We start from the raw sequence: 21,766 nt of genomic DNA, 5'->3' as shown, positions 1-21,766 counted from the left end.
GTTAAAGGAAATCATTATGTTTGTATCTAAAGAAGGTCAACAAATCCCTCAAGTTACTTTTCCAGTTCGTCAAGGTGACTCTTGGGTGAATGTAACGACCGATGAGCTATTTAAAGGTAAGACCGTTATCGTATTTAGCTTACCGGGTGCATTTACTCCAACCTGTTCATCAAGCCATCTACCTCGTTACAACGAATTGTTCCCTGTATTTAAAGAGCACGGAGTGGATGAGATTATTTGTGTCTCGGTCAATGATACGTTCGTGATGAATGCATGGAAACAAGACCAAGAAGCAGAAAACATTACCTTCATCCCGGATGGTAATGGTGAATTCACCGATGGCATGGGTATGTTAGTGGATAAAAACGACATCGGCTTTGGCAAACGTTCATGGCGTTACAGCATGCTAGTAAAAGATGGCGTAGTGGAAAAAATGTTCATTGAGCCAAACGAACCAGGCGACCCATTCAAGGTGTCAGACGCAGATACGATGCTGAACTACATAGCGCCTGACTACAAAACGCAAGAGTCCATCACGGTGTTCACTAAACCAGGCTGCCCTTTCTGTATGAAAGCGAAACAAAATCTGATTGACCACGGTCTTCAATATGAAGAAGTGATTCTGGGTAAAGACGCAACAACAGTTAGTCTACGAGCTATATCTGGTCGCACGACTGTTCCACAAGTCTTTATCGGTGGCAAGCATATCGGCGGTAGCGAAGAGCTAGAAGCGTATCTAGGCTAAGCTGTCCATAGCCTACACCCTCGGTCTCCGGTGCCTTTTGGCTCGGAGGCCAACCCTAAACCACTTTTTCTACTAGTCTAGATAAATAGTCATCTGCCACTAAGGTGACTACTTATCCAGATTCAACTATCCAATTCACTCTCCAAGCTCAATGTAGCTAGCTTGGCTTAAAACAAAAGCGAGAGTTCACGATGAAACAAGTAAATGTCGACGTAGCGATTATTGGTGGCGGTACGGCTGGTCTTGGTGCTTATCGAGCAGCAAAAGCTCATACCAACAGCGTGGTAATGATTGAGGGCGGTCCCTACGGAACAACCTGTGCTCGTGTCGGATGCATGCCGTCTAAGCTGTTAATTGCGGCAGCAGAAAGTGTTCATCAAATCGAAAAAGCACCTGGATTTGGGATACACCCGCAAGGTGAAGTACGAATTAACGGACGAGAAGTTATGGATCGTGTAAAGCGCGAACGCGATCGTTTTGTTGGCTTTGTGCTTGAAAGTGTCGATGATATTCCCGCTGAAGACAAACTATCGGGCTACGCGAAGTTTGCCGATGACCACACTCTCATCATAGATGATCATACTCAGGTCACCGCACAGCGCATTGTTATTGCGACAGGATCTCGTCCGACATATCCGGCAGCTTGGAATGAACTGGGTGATCGCCTAGTGATTAACGATGATGTATTTGACTGGGATGACTTACCAGAGTCCGTGGCAGTATTTGGCCCAGGAGTCATCGGCCTTGAATTGGGTCAGGCTTTACACCGCCTAGGAGTGAACGTGAAGCTCTTTGGCCTTGGAGGACAAGTGGGCCCACTGACAGACCCAGAGGTGATGACGTATGCAGATAAAGCCTTTAAGGAAGAGTTCTACCTTGATGCAGATGTAAAAGTCGAAAGCATGAAACGCATTGCTTCGTCAGACAATGACGGCGAAGACAAGGTCGAAATCCAATTCATCAACCATGATGGCGAATTAGAAACTTTCGTTGTCGATTACGTATTGGCCGCAACGGGTCGTCGTCCAAACGTCGATAAGCTGGCGATCGAGAACACCAATGTGGCTCTCGATGAACGTGGCGTACCAACGGCGGATCACTATACATTGCAAACTTCGGTAGAGAGCATCTTCATCGCAGGTGATGCAAGTAACCAAATTCCACTGCTGCACGAAGCCGCTGACCAAGGCCGTATTGCTGGAGACAACGCAGGCCGTTTCCCAGATATTCGTGCGGGTCTGCGTCGCTCACCAATTTCAGCCGTGTTCTCCGACCCTCAAATTGCTATGGTTGGCGAAACATATAAACAACTAGAAACACGTCTAGGCACATGTGGATGTTTCGCAACCGGTGAAGTCTCGTTTGAAAATCAAGGACGTTCGCGCGTCATGCTTCGTAATAAAGGTATTCTGCATGTCTACGGAGAGCAAGGCACTGGACGTTTTTTAGGTGCAGAAATGATGGGCCCGAATGCAGAGCATCTTGCGCACCTTTTAGCGTGGGCGCACCAAAATAGGATGACGATTTCTGAGATGTTAGATATGCCCTTCTATCACCCAGTGATTGAAGAAGGCGTCCGCACCGCTCTACGTGATTTGAATGCAAAACTACACTTAGGGCCAGAAATGGTGAAACATTGTCTTGACTGCGGCCCTGGCTGCTAACGCTTTCAGGCTTCTATCTAAATATAAAGCAAAGCCTCGTCATCAACGAGGCTTTGCTTTACTACTTCGGCGCAATGAAATCTCTCTTACGCTGCCATCATTGCATAGCGGCTGACCATACAAATCGCGACAACACCGATCATAAAGAACCCACCAGCGATACTCAGCGCAAGTTTCAACTCTGTCGACATCATTATATTTCCTGCTAAAGACTGACAGCGCACCATACATCAATTACGTGCCACAAAGCTTTTACAAAGCTAACTTTCCATTTTTGGTTGGGTCATGGCGCTCTAAGCCCGTGTAAGAAACGCTTTCCACCATTTAGTTAGATATATAATCTGAAGCAACACTAATGGTTTGGAAAACACTATGACTTGTCGCCGCTGCGAGGAACATTGGTTTTGGAAAAAACTTGGACGTTGCCAACGATGCTTGGATCAATTGACGGTACTTTCTGTACTGTGTTGGATTGTGTGGTGGTTTACGCTCAAAGATGATCCACAAAGCATCGAGTCGATCGCTTTGATCTTTGCCGGCTTCGCTTTCAACGTTTTGTTGTTTTTACACTTATGGATGCGTTTTGTCATCTTGCCTTGGCAGCGTCGACGGGGACAAAAAAAGGCGAATAAAAAAGAGAAAAGTGACAGATAGAAAAAAGCCCCAAAACCAATGTCAGTTCTGGGGCTCTCTTAGATTCTTCTAAGAAAAAGCAGTGGTACTTTAATAGACCGGGCTTCCTCTCAAAGGTTCCAAATTTTTTCGATTTTTTTAGCGAATACTGATGTAAGTAAACAGGAAAATGACTATGTCATTGAATGCTAATAAAATCACTCCACAACTTCAGTTCATGCCACATGCGTTTTTTGGATCACTTGCTCCATTAAATTGATCTCAAGCGCTACCTCATCACATGCATGTTGACGTGGGCACTGATCGCAATCTTTCAGAACTTTCTCCGGCAGTAATGACTTCGATGTCGGTAAAAAGCTTTGCTTCATAAAGAACTCAGGCGTTCGCGTTAGAACAAAGACTTTCTTGATCGCCATCTGGCGCGCTTTCTCAACCAAATAGTTCACAATCGCACTGCCCTGCCCTTGGCCTTGCCAGCCCGCTTCGATACCAAGAGAGCGTATTTCAGCCAACCCTGAGTCATACACATATAGAGAAGCGCAACCCGTCACTTCACCATGATGCTCAGCCACCGCGAAAGAGCCAATATCTCTCACGAGCTCATTACGAGAGCGCGGAAGATTCTCACCAAGGTTCGCCCAGTAAGCAACCATACCTTCCAACGTTTCAATGTCCGTCAAACGTGCAGGACGCACTTTCACCGCCGAGCTGTCACGCTGGCTCAGGCGCTTATCCGCTTGTTCTACCGCGTAAGCGACCTGATGAGGCGAAACACCACCCAAAGCACAACGCTTTTCCAAACACGAATCGATAGTCAGAATGTCATACACATCCGCTTCAATGACTTCTGAGAAGGCTTTTAACTCTTCGATAGACAGCTCTTCTAGCGCACAACCTTTAGCAATAGCACCAACGACCGCGACACCGACGATGTGGTGAGCTTCACGGAATGGGATGCCTTTCGCCACTAGGTAATCAGCTAACTCCGTCGAGTTTGCGTAACCTTGTTTCGCCGCTTCTAGTGTGCGCTCGCCATTCACTTTAATACCGTCAAAACACAGAGCTGCCATTTCCATGCAGTCGTTCCATGTATCTAAAGCGTCAAACAACCCTTCTTTATCTTCCTGCATGTCTTTGTTGTACGCCAATGGCAAGGCTTTAACTGTCATCATCATGCTCGATAATGCGCCATAGACACGCCCTGTCTTACCACGGATCAACTCAAGTGCATCTGGGTTTTTCTTCTGTGGCATTAATGACGAACCAGATGTCACCGTATCCGCTAACTCAATGAAGTTTGACTCGCCTGAATTGTAGAAGATCATATCTTCTGCAAGACGAGAAAGGTGCAGCATAGAAATCGACGCCACCGACATCAGTTCCATCACATGATCACGATCTGAAACCGAATCGAGTGAATTACGCGTAGCACGGTGGAAACCGAGATTATGTGCTAATTGTTCGCGATCAATCGGATAAGCCGTTCCCGCTAAAGCACCCGAGCCAAGTGGACAAGTGTCGAGACGCTGTAAGGCATCATTCAGACGAGAGTAGTCACGCTCGAACATTTCAACATAAGCCAAGCACCAGTGAGCAAAGGTTACAGGTTGAGCACGCTGAAGATGAGTATAGCCTGGCAATACGGTGCCTTGGTGCTGTTTAGCAACATGGACCATTTGTGCTTGTAGGCGATCTAAAGCAATCAATAATTGCTGACCTTGCTGACGACACCAAAGTTTCAAGTCTGTGGCGACTTGGTCATTCCGAGAACGCCCAGTGTGGAGTTTTTTACCTAAATCTCCCACTTTACTGATTAGCTGCTGTTCAACCCAAGAGTGGATATCTTCTGCATCAGAGCGAAGAATTTGGTGAGGGTCTTCCATCACTTCTAACTTCAGCTCATTTAAAGCAAGTTCCAGTTTTTGCTGTTCTTCTGCCGATAGCACATCAACAGAAAGCAGAGCTTTAGACCATGCGATTGAACCTACGATGTCTTGCTCAGCCAATCGGTAGTCAAAACGCAACGAATCATTGAACTCTTTAAATCTGGTGTCTGCCGCTTGGGTAAATCTTCCGCCCCATAATGCCATTGCGTCTCTCCTGATGACTATTGCTTACTCTAACGTTCTCGAATGAGTAGTAACCAATTTGATGGTCATTTGCTCACTTTTTCTTATGGGTCAACGTTACGGCAATTTCGATAAAAAATAAAGTATAAATTCAATATTTTTACATATATATTCAAATAAACTTTAGATACTCGCTTTTAGAAACCAAAAGACCCGCCTATAAATGGCGGGTCTTTATTCAATCCAAGATGGATGTTAATGGATTATTTCTTCTGGCTGTTCAATGCACGAATACGGCTTGATAGCGAGTAAAGACGGATGAACCCACCTGCATGGCTTTGGTCGTAAACTTCATCTTCACCAAAAGTCGCGAACTCTTCTGAATACAAGCTGTTGTCAGAACGTTTTTGCGTCACTGTCGCTTGACCTTTGTAGAGCTTAACAACCACTTCACCGTTAACGTCTTGCGCTAGCTCTTCTGAAGCGGCAAGGATCGATTTACATAGTGGCGTAAACCAACGGCCATCGTATACAAGGTGAGACGCTTTTAGACCTAGCTCCTCACGGAATTCGAATGATGATTTGTCTAGCACAAGCTGCTCTACAGCACGCAGCGCTTCCATCATGATGGTGCCTCCCGGTGTTTCATAACAACCACGAGACTTCATCCCAACAAGACGGTTTTCCACGATATCGATACGGCCAACACCGTGCTTAGCGCCCTTCTCGTTTAGGTAAACCAGTGCGTTATATGGTGTCATCACTTCACCATCAACTTCGACCACTTCACCTTTTTCTACTTTCAGCGTGACGTATTCCGCTTCATTTGGCGCTTGCTCTGGGTCGACAGTCCACACCCAGCAGTCTTCGTTTGGTGCGTTCCACGTATCTTCTAAAACGCCGCCTTCCGTCGAAATGTGCCATGCGTTTGCATCACGTGAATAGATCTTAGTAAGAGACGCAGAGCAAGGAATATTACGCTCAGCTAGGTAATCCAAACACTCTTCACGGCTCACTAGGTCCCACTCACGCCAAGGTGCAATCACTTGTAAGTCCGGTGCTAGTGCTGCGAATGCGCCTTCAAAACGTACTTGGTCGTTACCTTTACCTGTACAGCCATGACACAGAGCGTCCGCGCCCACTTTACGTGCCACTTCAACCTGCGCTTTGGCAATGATTGGACGCGCCATTGATGTACCTAGCAGGTACTTACCTTCGTAGTACGCGCCGGTTTTTAGCGTTGGGTAAATGTAGTCTGCGACCATTTCTTCTTTCAAGTCCGCGATGTAACACTCAGAAGCACCAGAGGCTTTTGCTTTCGCTTCAATGCCTTCTAGCTCTTCGGCACCTTGACCAACATCGGCAACGAAAGCCACTACTTCACAGTCGTAGTTCTCTTTTAGCCACGGGATAATTACTGAAGTATCTAGACCGCCTGAGTATGCGACTACCACTTTATTTACGTTCACTTTGCTCATGTTTTTTCTCCAAACTTAACTGGCGCTGCGCTCGGCGGTCAGTGCCAACTACGACTTCCTAATATTGAATTCTTTTGCTGATGCTTATTGAGGCAAGAATTGAGTACCAATACTTTCACCAGCGAATAACTGTGCTAATTTTTCTGGGTAACGCCAGGTCGCGACTTCAATTGGACGGCCAAGATCATTGGCGGCCTCCAAAGCGGCTTTAACTTTGACGATCATGCCATCGGTGATCACATGTCCATCGATCAACGAGTTAGCTTGCTGCTCTGACAGGGTTTTGATCAAATGGCCTTTTCCATCTAATACACCACTCACGTCTGATAACAGGACTAACTCCGCATCTAATGCGCCCGCAACCGCGACTGCTGCTTGATCAGCATTCACATTCATCATCTGGCCATCTTTGGTTAAACCAATTGAACTGATGATCGGCAGTGCACCTGTGTTTAGCACCGCTTGTAATAGTGCTGAATCACCCGGTGATGCTTTGCCTACCGCGCCGAGTTCTGGGTCAAGTTCTTCAACAAGACACAAACCACCATCCGCAAGGCTAAGGCCCACAGCGTTAAGACCGTCCGCAATCGCTTGACCTTGAAGTAACTTATTCGCAGTGCCTGCAAGCGCGCCTGCAATCACAGGAATTTGATCGTAAGGCGTTACGCGTAAACCGTTTTTCTTTACGGTTTCAAGCTGAAGCTTTGCCATCAACTCATCAACTAGGTAGCCACCGCCATGAACGATGGCGATTTGTCGCTGTGCCAATTTTTGGTAAGCCGCAATGGCACCAAAAAGTTGGCTTAAGGTTTGAGTGCATGATAGAGCTGCACCACCTAGCTTAATGACTAAAGGAGCTTGATTGGTTTGCGTCATCGCATTTCCCTCTTTCAACGACTACAGCAACGCTGTCAGTTCTGGGTAACCGTAATGAATATTGAGACATTGCATCGCTTGACTCGATGCACCTTTAAGTAGGTTGTCGATAGCTGAAATCACAATGATGTGTTCGCCTTGTACCTTCCAGCCGATATCACAGAAAGGGGTATTTTCGACATCCTGAATACGTGGAATACCGTCGCCTTTAAGACGCACCGCAGGCTTGCCTTGATAAGCTTGTTCAAACGCCTGTGCCACTTGTGCTTCTGTCACACCTTGCGCAAGCTTCATGGTGATAGTGGCAAGAATGCCGCGTTTAAAGTTGCCGAGGTGCGGAGTAAAAATCACATCGCAACCCAAGTGCTGAGCAATCTCTGGCTGGTGACGATGGTTAAATACACCATAGGGTTGCAAGCTCACTTCACAGAAGCTGTTAACCATGGAGGCTTTACGCCCTGCACCTGATACACCACTGGTTGCGTTGATCACTGGCCATTGGTTGGTATCGAGCAACGCATGTTCTAATAAAGGTTTGATTGCAAGCTGTGAAGCGGTTGGGTAGCAACCTGCTACTGCAATCAAAGGAGTGGTTTTTATTGATTCTTGGTTCCACTCAGCTAAGCCGTATGCTGCTTTATCTAGCCAGTTGTTATGTTGATGTGCGAAGCCATAAAAAGTGTCGTAAAAGCCTTCACTTTTCACACGGAATGCACCCGATAAATCGAATACCTGACAGCCTGCCTCCAAGAAAGTTGGGGCTAAATCATGGCTGACTTCGTGAGCCGTTGCCAAAAACACCACGTCCGATTCTTGAGCGATTTGCAGTGGATCCGTTAGTGGTAAAACTGGCATATCAATGATGCCCGCTAGCTTACCGTGCAGCTGCGCGATGCTCTTTCCCGCATCAACACTGTTGGCGGAAACGTATAAACCTGATAGCGTGAGTTGTGGGTGTTTATTAACCATTAACGCTAACTCTGCGCCGGTGTAACCGCTGGCTCCAATAATCGTGGTTTTTAGCATTGTGTGACATCCATATACTTAAAGGCTCAAATGACTATTCATATTTAATTTTTGCTTTATTTTGATTTTTTATTCATTAAATATGATTTAATATGTGTTTTACATTTTTGTGGTCTGTCTGTCAACAGGAGATTTGAAGAATCCATGCAATTACCAACTTTTCTAGAGGTCTATGAAGGACTCATCAGCACCTCTTCTATCAGCTCCACGGATCCGAGCTGGGATCAGGGCAATGCAAAAGTCATCGAAAAACTCGCATCTTGGTTTAAAGATCTGGGTTTTAGCGTTGAAGTGATCGAAGTCGAGCCAGGCAAGCACAATATGATCGCACGTATGGGAGAGGGAGAAGGTGGCCTTTTACTTGCTGGCCATAGTGATACCGTGCCATTCGATCAAGGGCGATGGAATTTTGATCCGCATAAACTGACGGAAAAAGACAACCGCTTCTACGGTTTAGGCACAGCAGACATGAAAGGCTTTTTCGCCTTTATTTATGAAGCAGTGAAGAAAGTCGATTGGAGCAAGCAGAGCAAACCACTCTACGTATTAGCCACTTGTGACGAAGAGACCACCATGTTGGGCGCGCGACATTTCACAGCAAACGCCCCATTTAAGCCGGATTACTGCATCATTGGTGAACCCACCAGCCTTGTACCAATTCGAGGTCATAAAGGGCATGTGGCAAATGCCATTCGCGTAACAGGCAAGTCCGGTCACTCATCGGACCCAGCGCTTGGCGTTAACGCTATTGAGATCATGCATGAAGTCATGTTCGCCATGATGCAACTGCGTGACAAATTGATTAAAGAATATCAGCATCCGGGTTTTGCCATTCCAAGCCCTACCCTAAATCTTGGACACATTCACGGTGGTGACAGCGCTAACCGTATTTGTGGTTGCTGTGAGCTGCATTACGACGTGCGTCCTCTTCCCGGCATTAGCCTTGATGGTTTAGAGAACATGTTGCGCGGAGCATTAAAAGAAGTCGAAGCGAAATGGCCTGGGAGACTGGAGATTATTCCATTGCATGAGCCTATTCCGGGTTACGAATGCCAACATGACCACCCATTTATCGGTGGTGTTGAAGAGATCTGCCAAACCAGTTCAGAAACCGTGAACTATTGTACTGAAGCACCATTTCTACAACAGTTGTGTCCAACCTTGGTGCTCGGCCCTGGGTCAATCGACCAAGCCCATCAACCGGATGAGTTTCTATCCTTCGACTTTATCGACCCCACAATTGATGTGCTTTCAAAGGCAATGGTCAAGTACTGCTGTTAATACGCGTTTAAGCTCAAAAGTCTGTGCAGCTCGATTGAGCTGCATCTTTTTATCTTCACAATTTAGCGCTAGTCTTAACACTTATTTAACTTGTTATTTTGTAATTAATTTTCACTTCTTACTCTATGGCTGCCGTAAATTTGCTCTAAATCAGGAGACAGCGGAATAATTGCAAACTTAGTCTGCTTTATTTGACTATAACTGGTGCTTTTCGCTAGATTGGAGTCTTAACAAGGACAATGGATGTAGTTTTTTTACGAGGCAGGACGACAATGAACGAGAAATACGCCGCACTCAAAAGTAATGTGCGCATGTTAGGCCACTTATTGGGTAACACCATTCGCGATGCCCATGGCGAAGAAATCTTCGAGAAAGTGGAAACCATTCGTAAATTATCCAAATCAGCTCAAGCAGGGAATCAAGCAGACAGGGACAGCTTGATCGAAGAAATCAAACATCTACCTGATGAGCAGCTAACGCCCGTTACTCGCGCGTTTAACCAATTTCTAAACCTCACCAATATCGCTGAGCAATACCACACGATTTCACGCCATTGTGAAGAGCACATTTGTGAACCAGACGCGATTAACTCGCTGTTTTCTAAACTGGTACAAAATGATGTGAGCAAACTGGACACTGCCCAAGCGGTTCGTGATCTAAATATTGAATTGGTATTGACGGCTCACCCAACAGAAATTACGCGCCGTACGATGATCAACAAACTGGTCAAGATAAACGAGTGCTTATCAAAGTTGGAGCTAAGCGATCTTTCTTCTAAAGAGCGCAGAAAAACCGAACGCCGCCTAGAGCAACTGATTGCCCAAGGCTGGCATTCAGACGTGATTCGACAACAACGCCCTACTCCGTTGGATGAAGCAAAGTGGGGCTTTGCGGTCGTTGAAAACTCGCTATGGGAAGCAGTACCTGACTTCCTACGTGAGATGAATGACCGTCTAAAATCTTACCTTGGAGAAGGTTTACCCATTGATGCTCGCCCAGTGCACTTCTCCTCTTGGATGGGCGGTGACCGTGACGGTAACCCGTTTGTTACTCACAACGTTACGCGTGAAGTCTTACTATTGTCTCGTTGGAAAGCCGCCGATCTTTATCTCAATGACATCAACGAGTTGATCAGCGAGCTGTCTATGACAGTTTCAAACGATCAAGTCCGTGAGCTTGCTGGCGAAGATCAGCACGAACCATACCGTGCGATCCTGAAGCAATTACGCACTCTGCTCAATGAAACCAAAGATATTCTCGATGCTAAGATCCACGGTCAAAAACTGGCCGTTAAAGCACCACTGCAAAAAGTCGAGCAACTTTGGGAACCGTTGTATGCCTGCTACCAGTCACTAAACGAATGTGGCATGGGTGTAATAGCCAACGGCTCATTACTGGATACACTACGCCGCGTAAAAGCATTTGGTATCCATCTTGTACGTCTTGATATCCGCCAAGAGAGCACGCGTCACTCAGACGTCTTGTCTGAACTAACTCGCTACTTAGGTATTGGTGATTACGAACAATGGAATGAGCAAGATAAGATTGCTTTTCTAACTAACGAGCTGGCATCTAAACGTCCGCTTCTCCCTCGTGATTGGGAACCGTCTGAACCCGTCAAAGAGGTTTTGGATACCTGCAAGATTGTTGCAGCACAACCGCGTGAAGCGTTTGGCGCTTACGTTATTTCAATGGCACGTACCGCCTCTGACGTACTAGCCGTTCATCTACTGCTACAAGAAGCTGGTTGCCCTTACCGCATGGATGTGTGTCCTCTGTTCGAAACGCTAGACGATTTGAACAACGCGGAATCGGTCATCAAGCAGCTTATGGGGATTGACCTTTACCGTGGTTTTATCCAAAACCACCAGATGGTCATGATTGGTTACTCTGACTCAGCGAAAGATGCAGGTGTTATGTCTGCAGGTTGGGCTCAGTATCATGCGATGGAATCGTTAGTTAAAGTGGCTGAAGAAGAAGGCGTTGAGCTAACTCTATTCCATGGTCGTGGGGGCACAGTCGGTCGCGGTGGCGCACCTGCGCATGCTGCGCTTTTGTCGCAACCACCAAAAAGCTTGAAAGGCGGTTTACGTGTAACAGAGCAAGGCGAGATGATCCGCTTTAAACTGGGTCTCCCAGATGTCGCAGTAAACAGCTTTAACCTATACGCAAGTGCGATTCTGGAAGCCAACTTGTTACCGCCACCGGAGCCAAAACAAGAATGGCGCGACTTGATGGAAGTGCTATCAGAAGTAAGCTGTGAGTCTTACCGAAATGTGGTTCGTGGCGAGCCAGATTTCGTGCCTTACTTCCGCCAAGCAACACCAGAACTCGAACTCGGCAAGTTGCCACTTGGTTCTCGTCCTGCAAAACGCAACCCTAAGGGCGGAGTAGAAAGCTTACGTGCAATCCCGTGGATCTTCTCATGGAGTCAAAACCGTTTGGTACTTCCTGCATGGCTAGGCGCAGGTGAAGCGATTCAATACTCGATCGATAAAGGCCACCAAGCATTGCTCGAAGAGATGTGCCGCGAATGGCCATTTTTCTCAACTCGTCTCGGCATGCTGGAAATGGTGTACTCGAAGTGTAATATTGATATCTCTCGCTACTACGATGAGCGATTGGTGGATGAGTCGCTCCGTCCACTCGGTGAAAAGCTTCGTGCTCAGCTTCAAGAAGACATCAAAGCGGTACTGAATGTAGAGAACAATGAAAACTTGATGCAGCATGACCCTTGGGGACTCGAGTCGATTCGCTTACGCAATATCTACGTTGAGCCATTGAATATGCTACAAGCAGAGCTACTATACCGCACGCGTCAAACCGAAGAAGCTTCTGCAAACTTGGAAGAAGCGTTGATGGTGACGATTGCTGGTATTGCTGCTGGTATGCGCAACACAGGCTAATCGTTTCATTTTTAATAAAAAGCTGGGCAAATGCTCAGCTTTTTTTTATCACAGGATAATCGCAACAAAACAAAAGCAGTTAAATACACCACTAGAGACCCAAAAAATACCAAAATAAAAGAATAAAAAACCACAAGTTAACACTATTGATTATTATGTTAGTTTTTTAGGGTAATTTTGTCCTACTATTCCACTTCATGCTTATTATTTATATACTACTTGCCTGCTGAGAGCTCATAAATCCAATCATACCTGCTCCAGCCTTGATGGGACTCCCCATCTCTCTAGGTGATAAACGGCTTTAAGGTGACAGGACCAACATTGTTGGTGCTACTTATACATTAAAAAACTCAAGTGCCAGTAAGAGCGCAGCTGAAAGTATAAGTAGCTTGTTTACAAGTTTATTGACCATTTGGATTGAAGACATGTCATTACCACACGTAATCTTAACTGTTCTTAGCACTCGCGACGCAACCGGTTACGATATCACTAAAGAATTCTCTGCTAGCATCGGTTACTTCTGGAAAGCAAGCCACCAACAGGTGTACCGTGAACTCAACAAAATGGCTGAGAAAGAACTGGTTACTTGCGTATTAGAACCCCAAGAAGGCAAACCAGACCGCAAGGTTTACTCCATTACAGACGCTGGTCGCAGCGCTTTAGGAGAGTGGTTTGATCAACCAACTGCACACCCAACAGTTCGTGATGAGTTTTCAGCGAAATTGATGGCATGTGCCGTTCAACCTGCAGCTCCATTCCGTGACCAACTCGCCGAGCTAGTTGAAGAGTCTCGCAAACTGGTTTCTCACTACAAAGAAATTGAAGCTGCTTACTACGCAACGCCGTCAACTTTAGATAAACAAGCTCGCCTAGAACGTCTAACGCTTCGCCGTAACCTTCTGTTACGTGAAACTTGGATCACTTGGGCAGAAGAAGTTCTAACTGAACTTGAAGTGATTGGTTAAACTCCTTTTGCTTTGATAAAACGAAAAAGGCTTGCCACTTGGCAAGCCTTTTATCTTTTTGAAACCAGATTTACGCACCGACTACTGCGCGAGGACGAACACCCAACGTATGGCATAACGCGTAAGTCATCTCTGCACGGTTTAGTGTGTAGAAGTGAAAGTCCTTAACCCCTTCACGACTCAGTACACGCACCATATCAATAGCTTGGCTAGCTCCTACAAGCTGGCGAGTCACCGGATCATCATCCAAACCATCGAATTGTTTGCTCATCCATCCTGGTACTTTCACGTTGTTCTGTGCCGCAAAGCGAGAAGCTTGCTTAAAGTTCGATACAGGCAAAATTCCTGGCACAATTTCTACGTCAATTCCTGCTGCGACACAACGGTCACGGAATCGCAGGTAAGACTCAACGTCAAAAAAGAACTGAGTAATAGCACGGTTTGCACCTGCATCTACCTTACGTTTTAGGTTCAATAAGTCAGACTGAGCGCTTTTAGCTTCAGGGTGAACCTCAGGGAATGCAGCAACGGAGATATCGAAATCGTGGCGTGATTTCAGCAGCTCAACCAAATCCGAGGCATACATATCAGGCGCACCGCCACCTGGAGGAATATCACCACGCAGAGCGACGATATTTTCAATACCATTGTTCCAATAATCATCGGCAATATTAATCAACTCTTCACGAGTCGCATCAATACAAGTGAGATGGGGAGCGGCAACCAATCCGGTTGTTGCTTTAATTTCTTTAATGATGGAGTGTGTTCTGTCACGCTCGCCGGAGTTCGCACCGTAAGTCACAGAAACAAATTTAGGTTGAAGCGTTTTAAGACGGTGCACTGAATTCCAAAGTGTTTCTTCCATCTTAGCGCTGCTTGGCGGAAAAAACTCAAACGATACATTGATGTTATCTGATAACTCAGCAATATTCTGGTTCAAGGCGTCGATATGGCCTGCGTGCGTATATCCCATCTTACTCTCCCTGCGGCACTCCGCCACGAAAACAAATCCTTAAAATCGACGTTTAGACGTCTATATGTCTACAGAATGTATTGAATACGATTTAATGTCAACCTTGTAATTATGAATTTTTCTCACGTTAATAATGAAGATAGTTCAAGTTTCTACTTGAGCATCATCTCGCCATTTTGCACGGGTTATGACTTCAGTATGGCACTGATAGGGGAATAAAAAACCCTGGATTAATTCCAGGGTTTTTAGGTCAATCGCAACTTTAAAATAAACCAGCCAATCGGTTGAGGTCGGATTGAATAGCGCCAGCTGTCACTTCTCTGCCTGCGCCTGGTCCTCGAATGACCAGAGGGTTATCTTTGTACCACTTGCTCTCTATGGCAAAAATGTTATCGCATGGCAATAAGTTGGCGAGCGCGTGCTCACGAGATAACGCTTCGACTCCCACCGTTGCTTTACCATTTTTTTCTAAACGCGCCACATAGCGAAGCACTTGATCGTTTCTCTGTGCTTTTGTCAGACGCTCTTGAAGTATTTCACTCAACAACGCTCCATTATCGAAGAAATCATCTAAGCTCAGTTCTCTTAATTCTTCTGGCACCAAAGACTCAACTTTAACGCTGTCTGGTTCTATATCTAGGCCCGATTCTCGAGCCAAGATGACTAACTTACGCATTACATCGGAGCCATCTAAATCAGAACGAGGGTCAGGTTCGGTTAACCCTTGCTGCCAAGCAAGATCGACTAAATCATTAAATGGCACAGAACCATCAAACTGTTGGAACAGCCATGATAACGTCCCCGAGAAAATACCCGATAGAGCGACGATTTCATCCCCACTTTCACGAAGATCTCGCACGGTATGGTTTATCGGTAACCCAGCACCAACCGTTGCGTTGTATAGCCAATGACGACCAATTTTAGCGAATGCATCTTGAACCTGATGGTAGTACTGACTATCTGCGGAACCGGCCACTTTGTTAGCGGAAATCAAATGAATGCCTTGCTGTGCGATTTCTACGTAGCGCTGAGCTAACTCTTTACTCGCGGTAACATCAAGCACGACGGCTTCATCATAGCTTTTAAGCGCTCCCAAACGTGCCAGCCAATCCCCATTGTTGGATATGCTTTCATCATCAAATCGTTCAGCAACACTCGCCGCCTCAATACCTTGCTCATCGAACCAATAGGTTTGGCTATCCACAACCGCGACAAGATCAAAGCTCATACCATGACGTTTTTCGAGCTCACTTTTTTGCGTCGCAAATAAATTTAACCAACTAGAACCAATATTACCCTTGCCACATAAAGCCACTGCCACGCGTTTTTGCGCTTGGAACAACTGGCTATGAATCGTTTGAACCAACGCCTCGGTATCAGTACGGCGCAAAACAGCGACTAGGCTCAGCCCTGAGTCTGTTTCAGAGATAAATTCTACCGGAGAGTGCTTTAGCTTTTGATAAAAGCCAAAGCAATGATTGGCGTTTTTCGTAACGCCTGCACCTACCGCAGCTAAGAGCGAGTAACCTTCTTTTAGCTTAATTTCTGCCTCTACCGCAAGCTCTTGCAAGTATTTCAATGCACCACCGGCGATTTCTGCGGTGTAAGCCAAGCGTAGCGTGTACTGATCGGATTGAGCTTCAAATGCCAGTGGCTCTAATTGCGCGCGCTGCAACGCTTGTAATACATCACTCTGTGTTTTTTCGAAGTCGTGCCCATGCATGAAAGACAACTGCACCAATAAAACATCATCCAGTGAAGTAATAATTTTAGCGCCACGACCAGATGCCAATACACGCTCAATACGAGTAGAACCCGACTCTGGCAGATAGCTACACTTGAGATTAAGATCCATGGTACTTTGCGCCACAGGCTGAAGCGTACGACTGTGTAGCACTGGGGCAGCTAAGCGAGCAAGTTCACTGGCTTCATCCAATCGAAGTAACGGTAATAAACAAGCGTCAGACACCAAACGTGGATCGGCACTATAAACACCAGCAACATCACTCCAAATCGTGACAGTACTGACTTCAGCAAGCGCGCCTATGACCGTTGCAGAATAGTCAGAGCCGTTACGACCAAGTAGAATGGTTTCTCCTGCCTCGTTCTGAGCCATAAAGCCAGTAATTACCACACGTTTATGGTTATGCTGCGCGAGGATCTCTTTAATTAAAGGGTATGAACGAGCGCGATCAACCTCTGGTTGAGTTCCCGCTTCTGCACGTAAAAACGCTCGTGCATCTTGTGCAACCGCAGGGATAGAACGTTGAGATAATAACGCGGCCAATAGGCGAGCAGACCATACTTCTCCGTGCCCCAGTACCGCGGCTTTTTGCGCATTAGTGAGTGGTGCAGTCAGCTCCGAGAGAGTACTGAACTCATCATGTAATAAAGCTAACAGCTCTTCTTTTGCTTCACTCTCCAACAAGCTTTCTATTAGCTCAGTTTGGAACTGTCTCAAGCTTTGAAGCGCTTCATGCGCAATTCGGCCATCTTTATTTAACCCTTCCAAAAACTCAATCAAGCGATTAGTGGTTTTTCCTGCAGCAGAGACGACCACCAGATCATTTTCTGTCGAATACTCCTTGAGAATACCCACAACGCGTAAGTAGCATTCTGGGTTTGCTAAGCTACTGCCACCAAACTTATGCAGCTGACGTTGTACAGTCATTGTTATCGTCTCCTATTACTGGGTAGCTTTAGCGAACGCTTGTTCTAAATCTGTGATGAGGTCTTGTGCATCTTCCAAACCGACAGACAAACGCAATAGTTGATGAGAGACCCCAGCCTCCGCCAGCGCCTCCTCACCCATTGCACGGTGCGTCATGGATGCTGGGTGGCAAATCAAACTTTCTACACCACCTAATGACTCTGCTAATGAAAACAGTTGGAGCTCTTTCACAAACACCTTTAACTGCTCAAACGAACCAGCAAACTCAAAACTCAACATAGAGCCAAAGCCCGTTTGCTGCTTTTTAGCAATGTCGTGACCTGGATGTTCCGGCAGGCTTGGATGATAGATAGTTTTAACTAACGCTTGTTTCTGTAGGTAAGCTAGTACCTGCTGTGAGCTCTCTTCATGTACTCTCATACGAGCAGCAAGCGTACGAATACCTCGCAGTGTCATGTAACTATCGAAAGGTGTGCCCGTTGCACCAATACAATTACCCCACCATGCAAGCTCTTCTGCATGCGCTTCTGTGTTGGTGATGATTACCCCACCAATTACGTCCGAATGACCGTTGATGTACTTTGTTGTGGAGTGGATAACAAAATCCGCACCTAGCTCTAAAGGTTTTTGGTACACGGGTGTCAAAAAGGTATTGTCCACCGCAACTAACGCGCCGATTTGTTTCGCTTTTTCACAAGTAGCTGCAATATCCACTACGCGAACCAGAGGGTTTGACGGAGTTTCTAGCAAAATGAGTTTTGGTTTTTGTGCCAATGCAGCATCTAAAGCCTGTTCGTCTGATTGATCGACAAACTGAACCTTAAAATCGCCTTTGTTAGCTCGGGTATTAAAAAGACGATAGGTACCACCATAACAATCGTGAGGAGCAATAATGAGATCATCTGGGCCGAGAAAAGCGGAAACCCATAAATTTAATGCCGACGTACCGCAGTTAGTAACAACCGCTCCTTTTCCAGACTCAAGTTCAGATAGCGCACTTTCCAACAGTCCGCGGTTTGGATTACCAGATCGTGTGTAATCATACTTGGGCACTTCACCAAAAGCAGGAAAACCATAGTTAGTGGAAAGATAAATAGGTGGAACGACAGCATGATATTGGCTGTCTGATTCAATACCAGTGCGTACTGCAATGGTCGCAGGTTTGCGAGTGCTCATGGGTGTATCCTTTCACGGGTAATGACTTCTAAATAGGAATGCGCTATATCTAATGAGTAACATAAAGTGATCAACACGCTTCCTTTGCTGTTATGTTCACTTTACTCGTCAAAAAATGAGACGTCAACACTTCTAGACGTCTATATGTCTTTGCTTATGGCGGTAAATGCAGCTAAAATCAGCACCTAAATTATTTTTAACCGATTACATAAATGAAGGTGTGCAATGGCTGACTGGAATGGCGAATACATTAGCCCATATGCAGAGCACGGCAAAAAAAGCGAACAAGTAAAAAAAATTACCGTCTCTATCCCGCTAAAAGTTTTAAAGGTGCTAACTGATGAGCGTACTCGCCGTCAGATCAATAACTTACGCCATGCAACCAATAGTGAATTGCTATGCGAGGCATTTTTGCACGCGTACACAGGTCAGCCACTTCCGACAGATGAAGACCTTCGTAAAGACCGTCCTGATGATATTCCAACAGAAGTAAAAGCGCTGATGACGGAAATGGGCATCGAATTTGAGTCATTCGACGAAGAATAAAAAAGCCTGATAAGAGGTTTCAGGTAATAACTCTTGCCTCGAGCCAAATGAATGACATAAAAAATGGGACGCAATAGCGTCCCATTTTTGTGTATCACATCTGAAAGATATATTACTCTGCCATGTAGTTTTCAGGCATCTCGATACGAGCTACACCTGAATTAACCGCCGCCTGAGCAACCGCTTTTGCAACACGTGGTAGCAAACGTGAATCCATTGGTTTTGGAATAATATAGTCCGCACCAAACTCTAGCTTATCAACACCTGCAGCCTTCAATACGGCTTCAGGTACAGGCTCTTTTGCTAGCTCACGAATCGCCTCAACGGCTGCAAGTTTCATTTCATCATTGATTTCACTTGCACGCACATCAAGAGCACCGCGGAAAATGAATGGGAAACACAATACGTTGTTAACTTGGTTAGGATAATCACTACGGCCAGTACCCATGATCAAGTCATCACGAACTGCGTGAGCAAGTTCCGGCTTGATTTCAGGATCCGGGTTAGAACATGCGAATACGATTGGCTTATCTGCCATCAACTTCAACGCTTCCGCTGGCAATAGGTTTGGACCAGATACACCTAGGAACAGATCTGCACCTTCAATTACGTCTTCTAGTGTGCGCTTATCTGTATTGTTCGCAAATAACTGCTTATATTCATTAAGGTCATCACGACGAGTGTGAATCACACCTTTGCGATCTAGCATGTAGATTTTTTCGCGCATTGCACCGCATTTGATCAGAAGCTCCATACACGCTACAGCGGCAGCGCCAGCGCCAAGACAAACAATTGTTGAATCTTCAAGTTTCTTACCTTGAAGTTCGATTGCATTCAGCATACCCGCTGCCGTTACAATAGCAGTACCATGTTGATCATCGTGGAATACTGGTACATCACAACGCTCAATCAAACGTTTTTCAATCTCAAAACAGTCTGGTGCTTTAATATCTTCAAGGTTGATACCGCCAAAAGTGTCTGCAATGCTCGCAACAGTATCAACAAATTCATCGATCGTGCGGTGCTTAACTTCAATATCAATAGAGTCAAGACCTGCGAAACGCTTAAACAGTAACGCTTTACCTTCCATCACTGGCTTAGATGCAAGTGGACCTAGGTTACCTAGACCTAGAATAGCGGTACCGTTAGAAATAACAGCAACCATGTTCCCTTTTGCAGTGTACTTGTACACGTTATCCGGGTTTTGTGCGATTTCACGCACTGGCTCTGCAACACCAGGGCTGTATGCAAGGGCAAGATCACCCGCCGTTTCCGCAGGCTTTGTCAGTTCGACAGCAATCTTTCCTGGAGTTGGATAAGCATGGTAATCCAATGCTTTTTGGCGATGTTCTTCTTCTGGAGTGGCTGCTTGGTGGTTGTCTTCAGACATGGACGTTTCTCTTTTTTATTTTTAGGTAAGGGGGCATAAATTCTATCGGATAGAAATCAAACTTCATAGGCAAGATTGCGAGCAATATCCTTAAAAAGCCGATAATAAAAGAGATTAGACCAGATAACGGGGTTAAGCACCTGATTTTCGAGTCAGGTGCTCTTTCTTCTTACTATTATTGGAGTATGCAAACTCAGAAAGTATCGTTACTCTTCGTCCACGTATTGCGCTTGGAGATAATTCTCAATACCAGACATTTCAATCAAGCCAAGTTGTGTCTCTAGCCAATCAACATGTTCTTCTTCATCTTCAAGAATATCTTGGAAGAGATCTCGAGACACATAATCTCGAATGTCTTCAGCGTAGGCAATCGCATCTTTTAAATCTGGAATAGCCGCCATTTCAAGCTTTAAGTCACACTCGAGCATTTCCTTGGTATCTTCACCAATCATCAACTTACCTAAATCTTGTAGGTTCGGTAGGCCTTCAAGGAACAAAATACGCTCAATTAGATGATCGGCATGCTTCATCTCATCGATAGATTCGTGATATTCCTTGTCTGCTAGGTGCTTTAAGCCCCAGTCTTTATACATTCTGGCGTGAAGAAAATACTGATTAATAGCGACGAGCTCGTTACCGAGCACTTTATTGAGATGTTGAATGATGATTGGATCGCCTTTCATGACAAAACCCTCCTCTTTGGCTTCATTTAAATGTAGAAGCAAATGAGAAGGTGTCAAAATGTAAGGCAAATAATTACTGCATACTTACAGCAATTAGCTGGCTTGTTTAAATTCCGTGTAACTAGTTTCCGCTAAAATTTCCTTGGCCTGTCTGATGCACTTACCACATTGGCTGCCCAATGCCGTGCACTTTTTGATTCCTTTAATATCTGTTACGCCTTCATCTATCGCCAACTTCCTAATTTTTTTGTCGGAGACACCATGGCAAAGACAAACGTACATACTCAAAAAACCTATAAAACTAATCTGTGACAAACAATATAAACAAGAATAGTTCTTGTTACCAGTCGCATTATGGTGTCCGCTCAGAATATTTGGTTATAACGATTTTACCGCTGCAGGAAAAGATCAAAAGGTTAAGAGGGGTGAGTAAAAGCGTTAAGAAACAAAGCCGGTAAAACTCTGTTTTTAAATCGAAAAAGTGACGTCTTTTATTTCAACACTTATAACTAAATGTAATCTAGAAATGAAAAAGGGAAGCCTAAGCTTCCCTTTTCGATGCGCTTTCTTCAAAAAGAAGAACAGTGCAAGATTTCGTTTAATTCGTTATGAATTAGTCGAAGATCTTAGCAACAACACCAGCACCTACTGTACGGCCACCTTCACGGATCGCGAAACGTAGAC

At 45.5% G+C, this 21,766-nt stretch carries 17 protein-coding genes and 1 pseudogene; 7 read left to right on the top strand and 11 right to left on the bottom strand.

The window, feature by feature from the left end:
- Nucleotides 1-16 precede the first annotated feature (16 nt).
- The 3 genes from R7Q11_RS22810 to R7Q11_RS22800 all read left to right on the top strand — a co-directional run bounded on the left by R7Q11_RS22810 (nt 17) and on the right by R7Q11_RS22800 (nt 3,063).
- Nucleotides 17-745: a redoxin family protein gene (locus R7Q11_RS22810; RefSeq protein ID WP_136976334.1), complete on the top strand. Its 729-nt coding sequence runs from the start codon at nt 17-19 to the stop codon at nt 743-745.
- A gap of 191 nt (nt 746-936) precedes the next feature.
- Nucleotides 937-2,409 (top strand): dihydrolipoyl dehydrogenase, encoded by a 1,473-nt coding sequence (locus tag R7Q11_RS22805; RefSeq protein WP_136976333.1) that lies wholly within the window; start codon nt 937-939, stop codon nt 2,407-2,409.
- Between the two features lie 372 nt (nt 2,410-2,781).
- A complete protein-coding gene (locus R7Q11_RS22800) occupies nt 2,782-3,063 on the top strand; it encodes a DUF3624 domain-containing protein (protein ID WP_017633527.1) in 282 nt (93 codons plus the stop codon).
- A gap of 194 nt (nt 3,064-3,257) precedes the next feature.
- On the opposite strand, the gene argH is transcribed toward R7Q11_RS22800, so the two are convergent.
- The 4 genes from argH to argC all read right to left on the bottom strand — a co-directional run bounded on the left by argH (nt 3,258) and on the right by argC (nt 8,491).
- Nucleotides 3,258-5,132, bottom strand: coding sequence for an argininosuccinate lyase (gene argH / locus R7Q11_RS22795; RefSeq protein ID WP_005381331.1), 1,875 nt, complete (start codon nt 5,130-5,132; stop codon nt 3,258-3,260).
- A gap of 242 nt (nt 5,133-5,374) precedes the next feature.
- Nucleotides 5,375-6,589, bottom strand: coding sequence for an argininosuccinate synthase (locus R7Q11_RS22790; protein ID WP_005381332.1), 1,215 nt, complete (start codon nt 6,587-6,589; stop codon nt 5,375-5,377).
- Nucleotides 6,590-6,673: 84 nt separating this feature from the next.
- Entirely contained in the window at nt 6,674-7,465 is a 792-nt protein-coding gene (argB, locus tag R7Q11_RS22785) for an acetylglutamate kinase (protein ID WP_213908262.1), read from the bottom strand.
- Between the two features lie 21 nt (nt 7,466-7,486).
- Nucleotides 7,487-8,491, bottom strand: coding sequence for an N-acetyl-gamma-glutamyl-phosphate reductase (gene argC, locus R7Q11_RS22780; protein WP_017633525.1), 1,005 nt, complete (start codon nt 8,489-8,491; stop codon nt 7,487-7,489).
- A gap of 144 nt (nt 8,492-8,635) precedes the next feature.
- Here argC and argE point away from each other — a divergent pair, with 144 nt between their 5' ends.
- From argE to R7Q11_RS22765, 3 genes are all read left to right on the top strand, one after another.
- Nucleotides 8,636-9,772, top strand: a complete 1,137-nt coding sequence (gene argE, locus R7Q11_RS22775; protein WP_171346293.1) for an acetylornithine deacetylase — start codon at nt 8,636-8,638, stop codon at nt 9,770-9,772.
- Nucleotides 9,773-10,044: 272 nt separating this feature from the next.
- Entirely contained in the window at nt 10,045-12,678 is a 2,634-nt protein-coding gene (gene ppc / locus R7Q11_RS22770; protein WP_086047071.1) for a phosphoenolpyruvate carboxylase, read from the top strand.
- A gap of 425 nt (nt 12,679-13,103) precedes the next feature.
- Nucleotides 13,104-13,643 (top strand): PadR family transcriptional regulator, encoded by a 540-nt coding sequence (locus tag R7Q11_RS22765; protein ID WP_005382791.1) that lies wholly within the window; start codon nt 13,104-13,106, stop codon nt 13,641-13,643.
- Between the two features lie 70 nt (nt 13,644-13,713).
- Here R7Q11_RS22765 and metF read toward each other — a convergent pair whose 3' ends face one another.
- From metF to R7Q11_RS22750, 3 genes are all read right to left on the bottom strand, one after another.
- The gene (gene metF / locus R7Q11_RS22760) at nt 13,714-14,616 is read right to left on the bottom strand and encodes a methylenetetrahydrofolate reductase (protein WP_005381345.1); all 903 of its coding nucleotides are present in this window, start codon (nt 14,614-14,616) and stop codon (nt 13,714-13,716) included.
- A 262-nt stretch (nt 14,617-14,878) separates the two neighbouring features.
- Nucleotides 14,879-17,287: a bifunctional aspartate kinase/homoserine dehydrogenase II gene (locus R7Q11_RS22755; RefSeq protein ID WP_225466742.1), complete on the bottom strand. Its 2,409-nt coding sequence runs from the start codon at nt 17,285-17,287 to the stop codon at nt 14,879-14,881.
- 15 nt (nt 17,288-17,302) lie between these two features.
- Nucleotides 17,303-18,463 carry an O-succinylhomoserine (thiol)-lyase gene (locus R7Q11_RS22750; RefSeq protein ID WP_005382793.1) on the bottom strand — a complete coding sequence of 387 codons (1,161 nt, stop codon included), beginning with the start codon at nt 18,461-18,463 and terminating at the stop codon, nt 17,303-17,305.
- A 225-nt stretch (nt 18,464-18,688) separates the two neighbouring features.
- Between R7Q11_RS22750 and metJ the strand changes: the two genes are divergently transcribed.
- On the top strand, nt 18,689-19,009 hold the full coding sequence (metJ, locus tag R7Q11_RS22745) for a met regulon transcriptional regulator MetJ (protein WP_005381353.1): 321 nt from the start codon (nt 18,689-18,691) through the stop codon (nt 19,007-19,009).
- Nucleotides 19,010-19,121: 112 nt separating this feature from the next.
- Here metJ and R7Q11_RS22740 read toward each other — a convergent pair whose 3' ends face one another.
- The 4 genes and pseudogenes from R7Q11_RS22740 to R7Q11_RS22725 all read right to left on the bottom strand — a co-directional run.
- On the bottom strand, nt 19,122-20,399 hold the full coding sequence (locus R7Q11_RS22740) for a malic enzyme-like NAD(P)-binding protein (RefSeq protein WP_005381358.1): 1,278 nt from the start codon (nt 20,397-20,399) through the stop codon (nt 19,122-19,124).
- A gap of 206 nt (nt 20,400-20,605) precedes the next feature.
- The gene (bfr, locus tag R7Q11_RS22735) at nt 20,606-21,082 is read right to left on the bottom strand and encodes a bacterioferritin (protein ID WP_005381359.1); all 477 of its coding nucleotides are present in this window, start codon (nt 21,080-21,082) and stop codon (nt 20,606-20,608) included.
- A 93-nt stretch (nt 21,083-21,175) separates the two neighbouring features.
- On the bottom strand, nt 21,176-21,364 hold the full coding sequence (locus R7Q11_RS22730; protein ID WP_005381360.1) for a (2Fe-2S)-binding protein: 189 nt from the start codon (nt 21,362-21,364) through the stop codon (nt 21,176-21,178).
- A gap of 331 nt (nt 21,365-21,695) precedes the next feature.
- Nucleotides 21,696-21,766 (bottom strand): annotated as a pseudogene (locus R7Q11_RS22725) (elongation factor Tu); the annotation flags it as partial.

The organism is Vibrio sp. 970 (assembly GCF_033339075.1).
The sequence above is the reverse complement of the archived record's forward strand: the minus strand, read 5'-3'. Positions and strand labels throughout refer to the sequence as shown.

What these genes read in the sequence shown, in the direction of transcription:
- argC (WP_017633525.1), bottom strand. Translation starts at nt 8,491, where the DNA reads ATGCTAAAAACCACGATTATTGGAGCCAGCGGTTACACCGGCGCAGAG.
- R7Q11_RS22730 (WP_005381360.1), bottom strand. Translation starts at nt 21,364, where the DNA reads ATGTACGTTTGTCTTTGCCATGGTGTCTCCGACAAAAAAATTAGGAAG.
- metF (WP_005381345.1), bottom strand. Translation starts at nt 14,616, where the DNA reads ATGGGATATACGCACGCAGGCCATATCGACGCCTTGAACCAGAATATT.
- argE (WP_171346293.1), top strand. Translation starts at nt 8,636, where the DNA reads ATGCAATTACCAACTTTTCTAGAGGTCTATGAAGGACTCATCAGCACC.
- R7Q11_RS22790 (WP_005381332.1), bottom strand. Translation starts at nt 6,589, where the DNA reads ATGAGCAAAGTGAACGTAAATAAAGTGGTAGTCGCATACTCAGGCGGT.
- R7Q11_RS22740 (WP_005381358.1), bottom strand. Translation starts at nt 20,399, where the DNA reads ATGTCTGAAGACAACCACCAAGCAGCCACTCCAGAAGAAGAACATCGC.
- R7Q11_RS22750 (WP_005382793.1), bottom strand. Translation starts at nt 18,463, where the DNA reads ATGAGCACTCGCAAACCTGCGACCATTGCAGTACGCACTGGTATTGAA.
- R7Q11_RS22800 (WP_017633527.1), top strand. Translation starts at nt 2,782, where the DNA reads ATGACTTGTCGCCGCTGCGAGGAACATTGGTTTTGGAAAAAACTTGGA.
- R7Q11_RS22755 (WP_225466742.1), bottom strand. Translation starts at nt 17,287, where the DNA reads ATGACTGTACAACGTCAGCTGCATAAGTTTGGTGGCAGTAGCTTAGCA.
- R7Q11_RS22810 (WP_136976334.1), top strand. Translation starts at nt 17, where the DNA reads ATGTTTGTATCTAAAGAAGGTCAACAAATCCCTCAAGTTACTTTTCCA.
- R7Q11_RS22805 (WP_136976333.1), top strand. Translation starts at nt 937, where the DNA reads ATGAAACAAGTAAATGTCGACGTAGCGATTATTGGTGGCGGTACGGCT.
- R7Q11_RS22765 (WP_005382791.1), top strand. Translation starts at nt 13,104, where the DNA reads ATGTCATTACCACACGTAATCTTAACTGTTCTTAGCACTCGCGACGCA.
- argB (WP_213908262.1), bottom strand. Translation starts at nt 7,465, where the DNA reads ATGACGCAAACCAATCAAGCTCCTTTAGTCATTAAGCTAGGTGGTGCA.
- argH (WP_005381331.1), bottom strand. Translation starts at nt 5,132, where the DNA reads ATGGCATTATGGGGCGGAAGATTTACCCAAGCGGCAGACACCAGATTT.
- bfr (WP_005381359.1), bottom strand. Translation starts at nt 21,082, where the DNA reads ATGAAAGGCGATCCAATCATCATTCAACATCTCAATAAAGTGCTCGGT.
- ppc (WP_086047071.1), top strand. Translation starts at nt 10,045, where the DNA reads ATGAACGAGAAATACGCCGCACTCAAAAGTAATGTGCGCATGTTAGGC.
- metJ (WP_005381353.1), top strand. Translation starts at nt 18,689, where the DNA reads ATGGCTGACTGGAATGGCGAATACATTAGCCCATATGCAGAGCACGGC.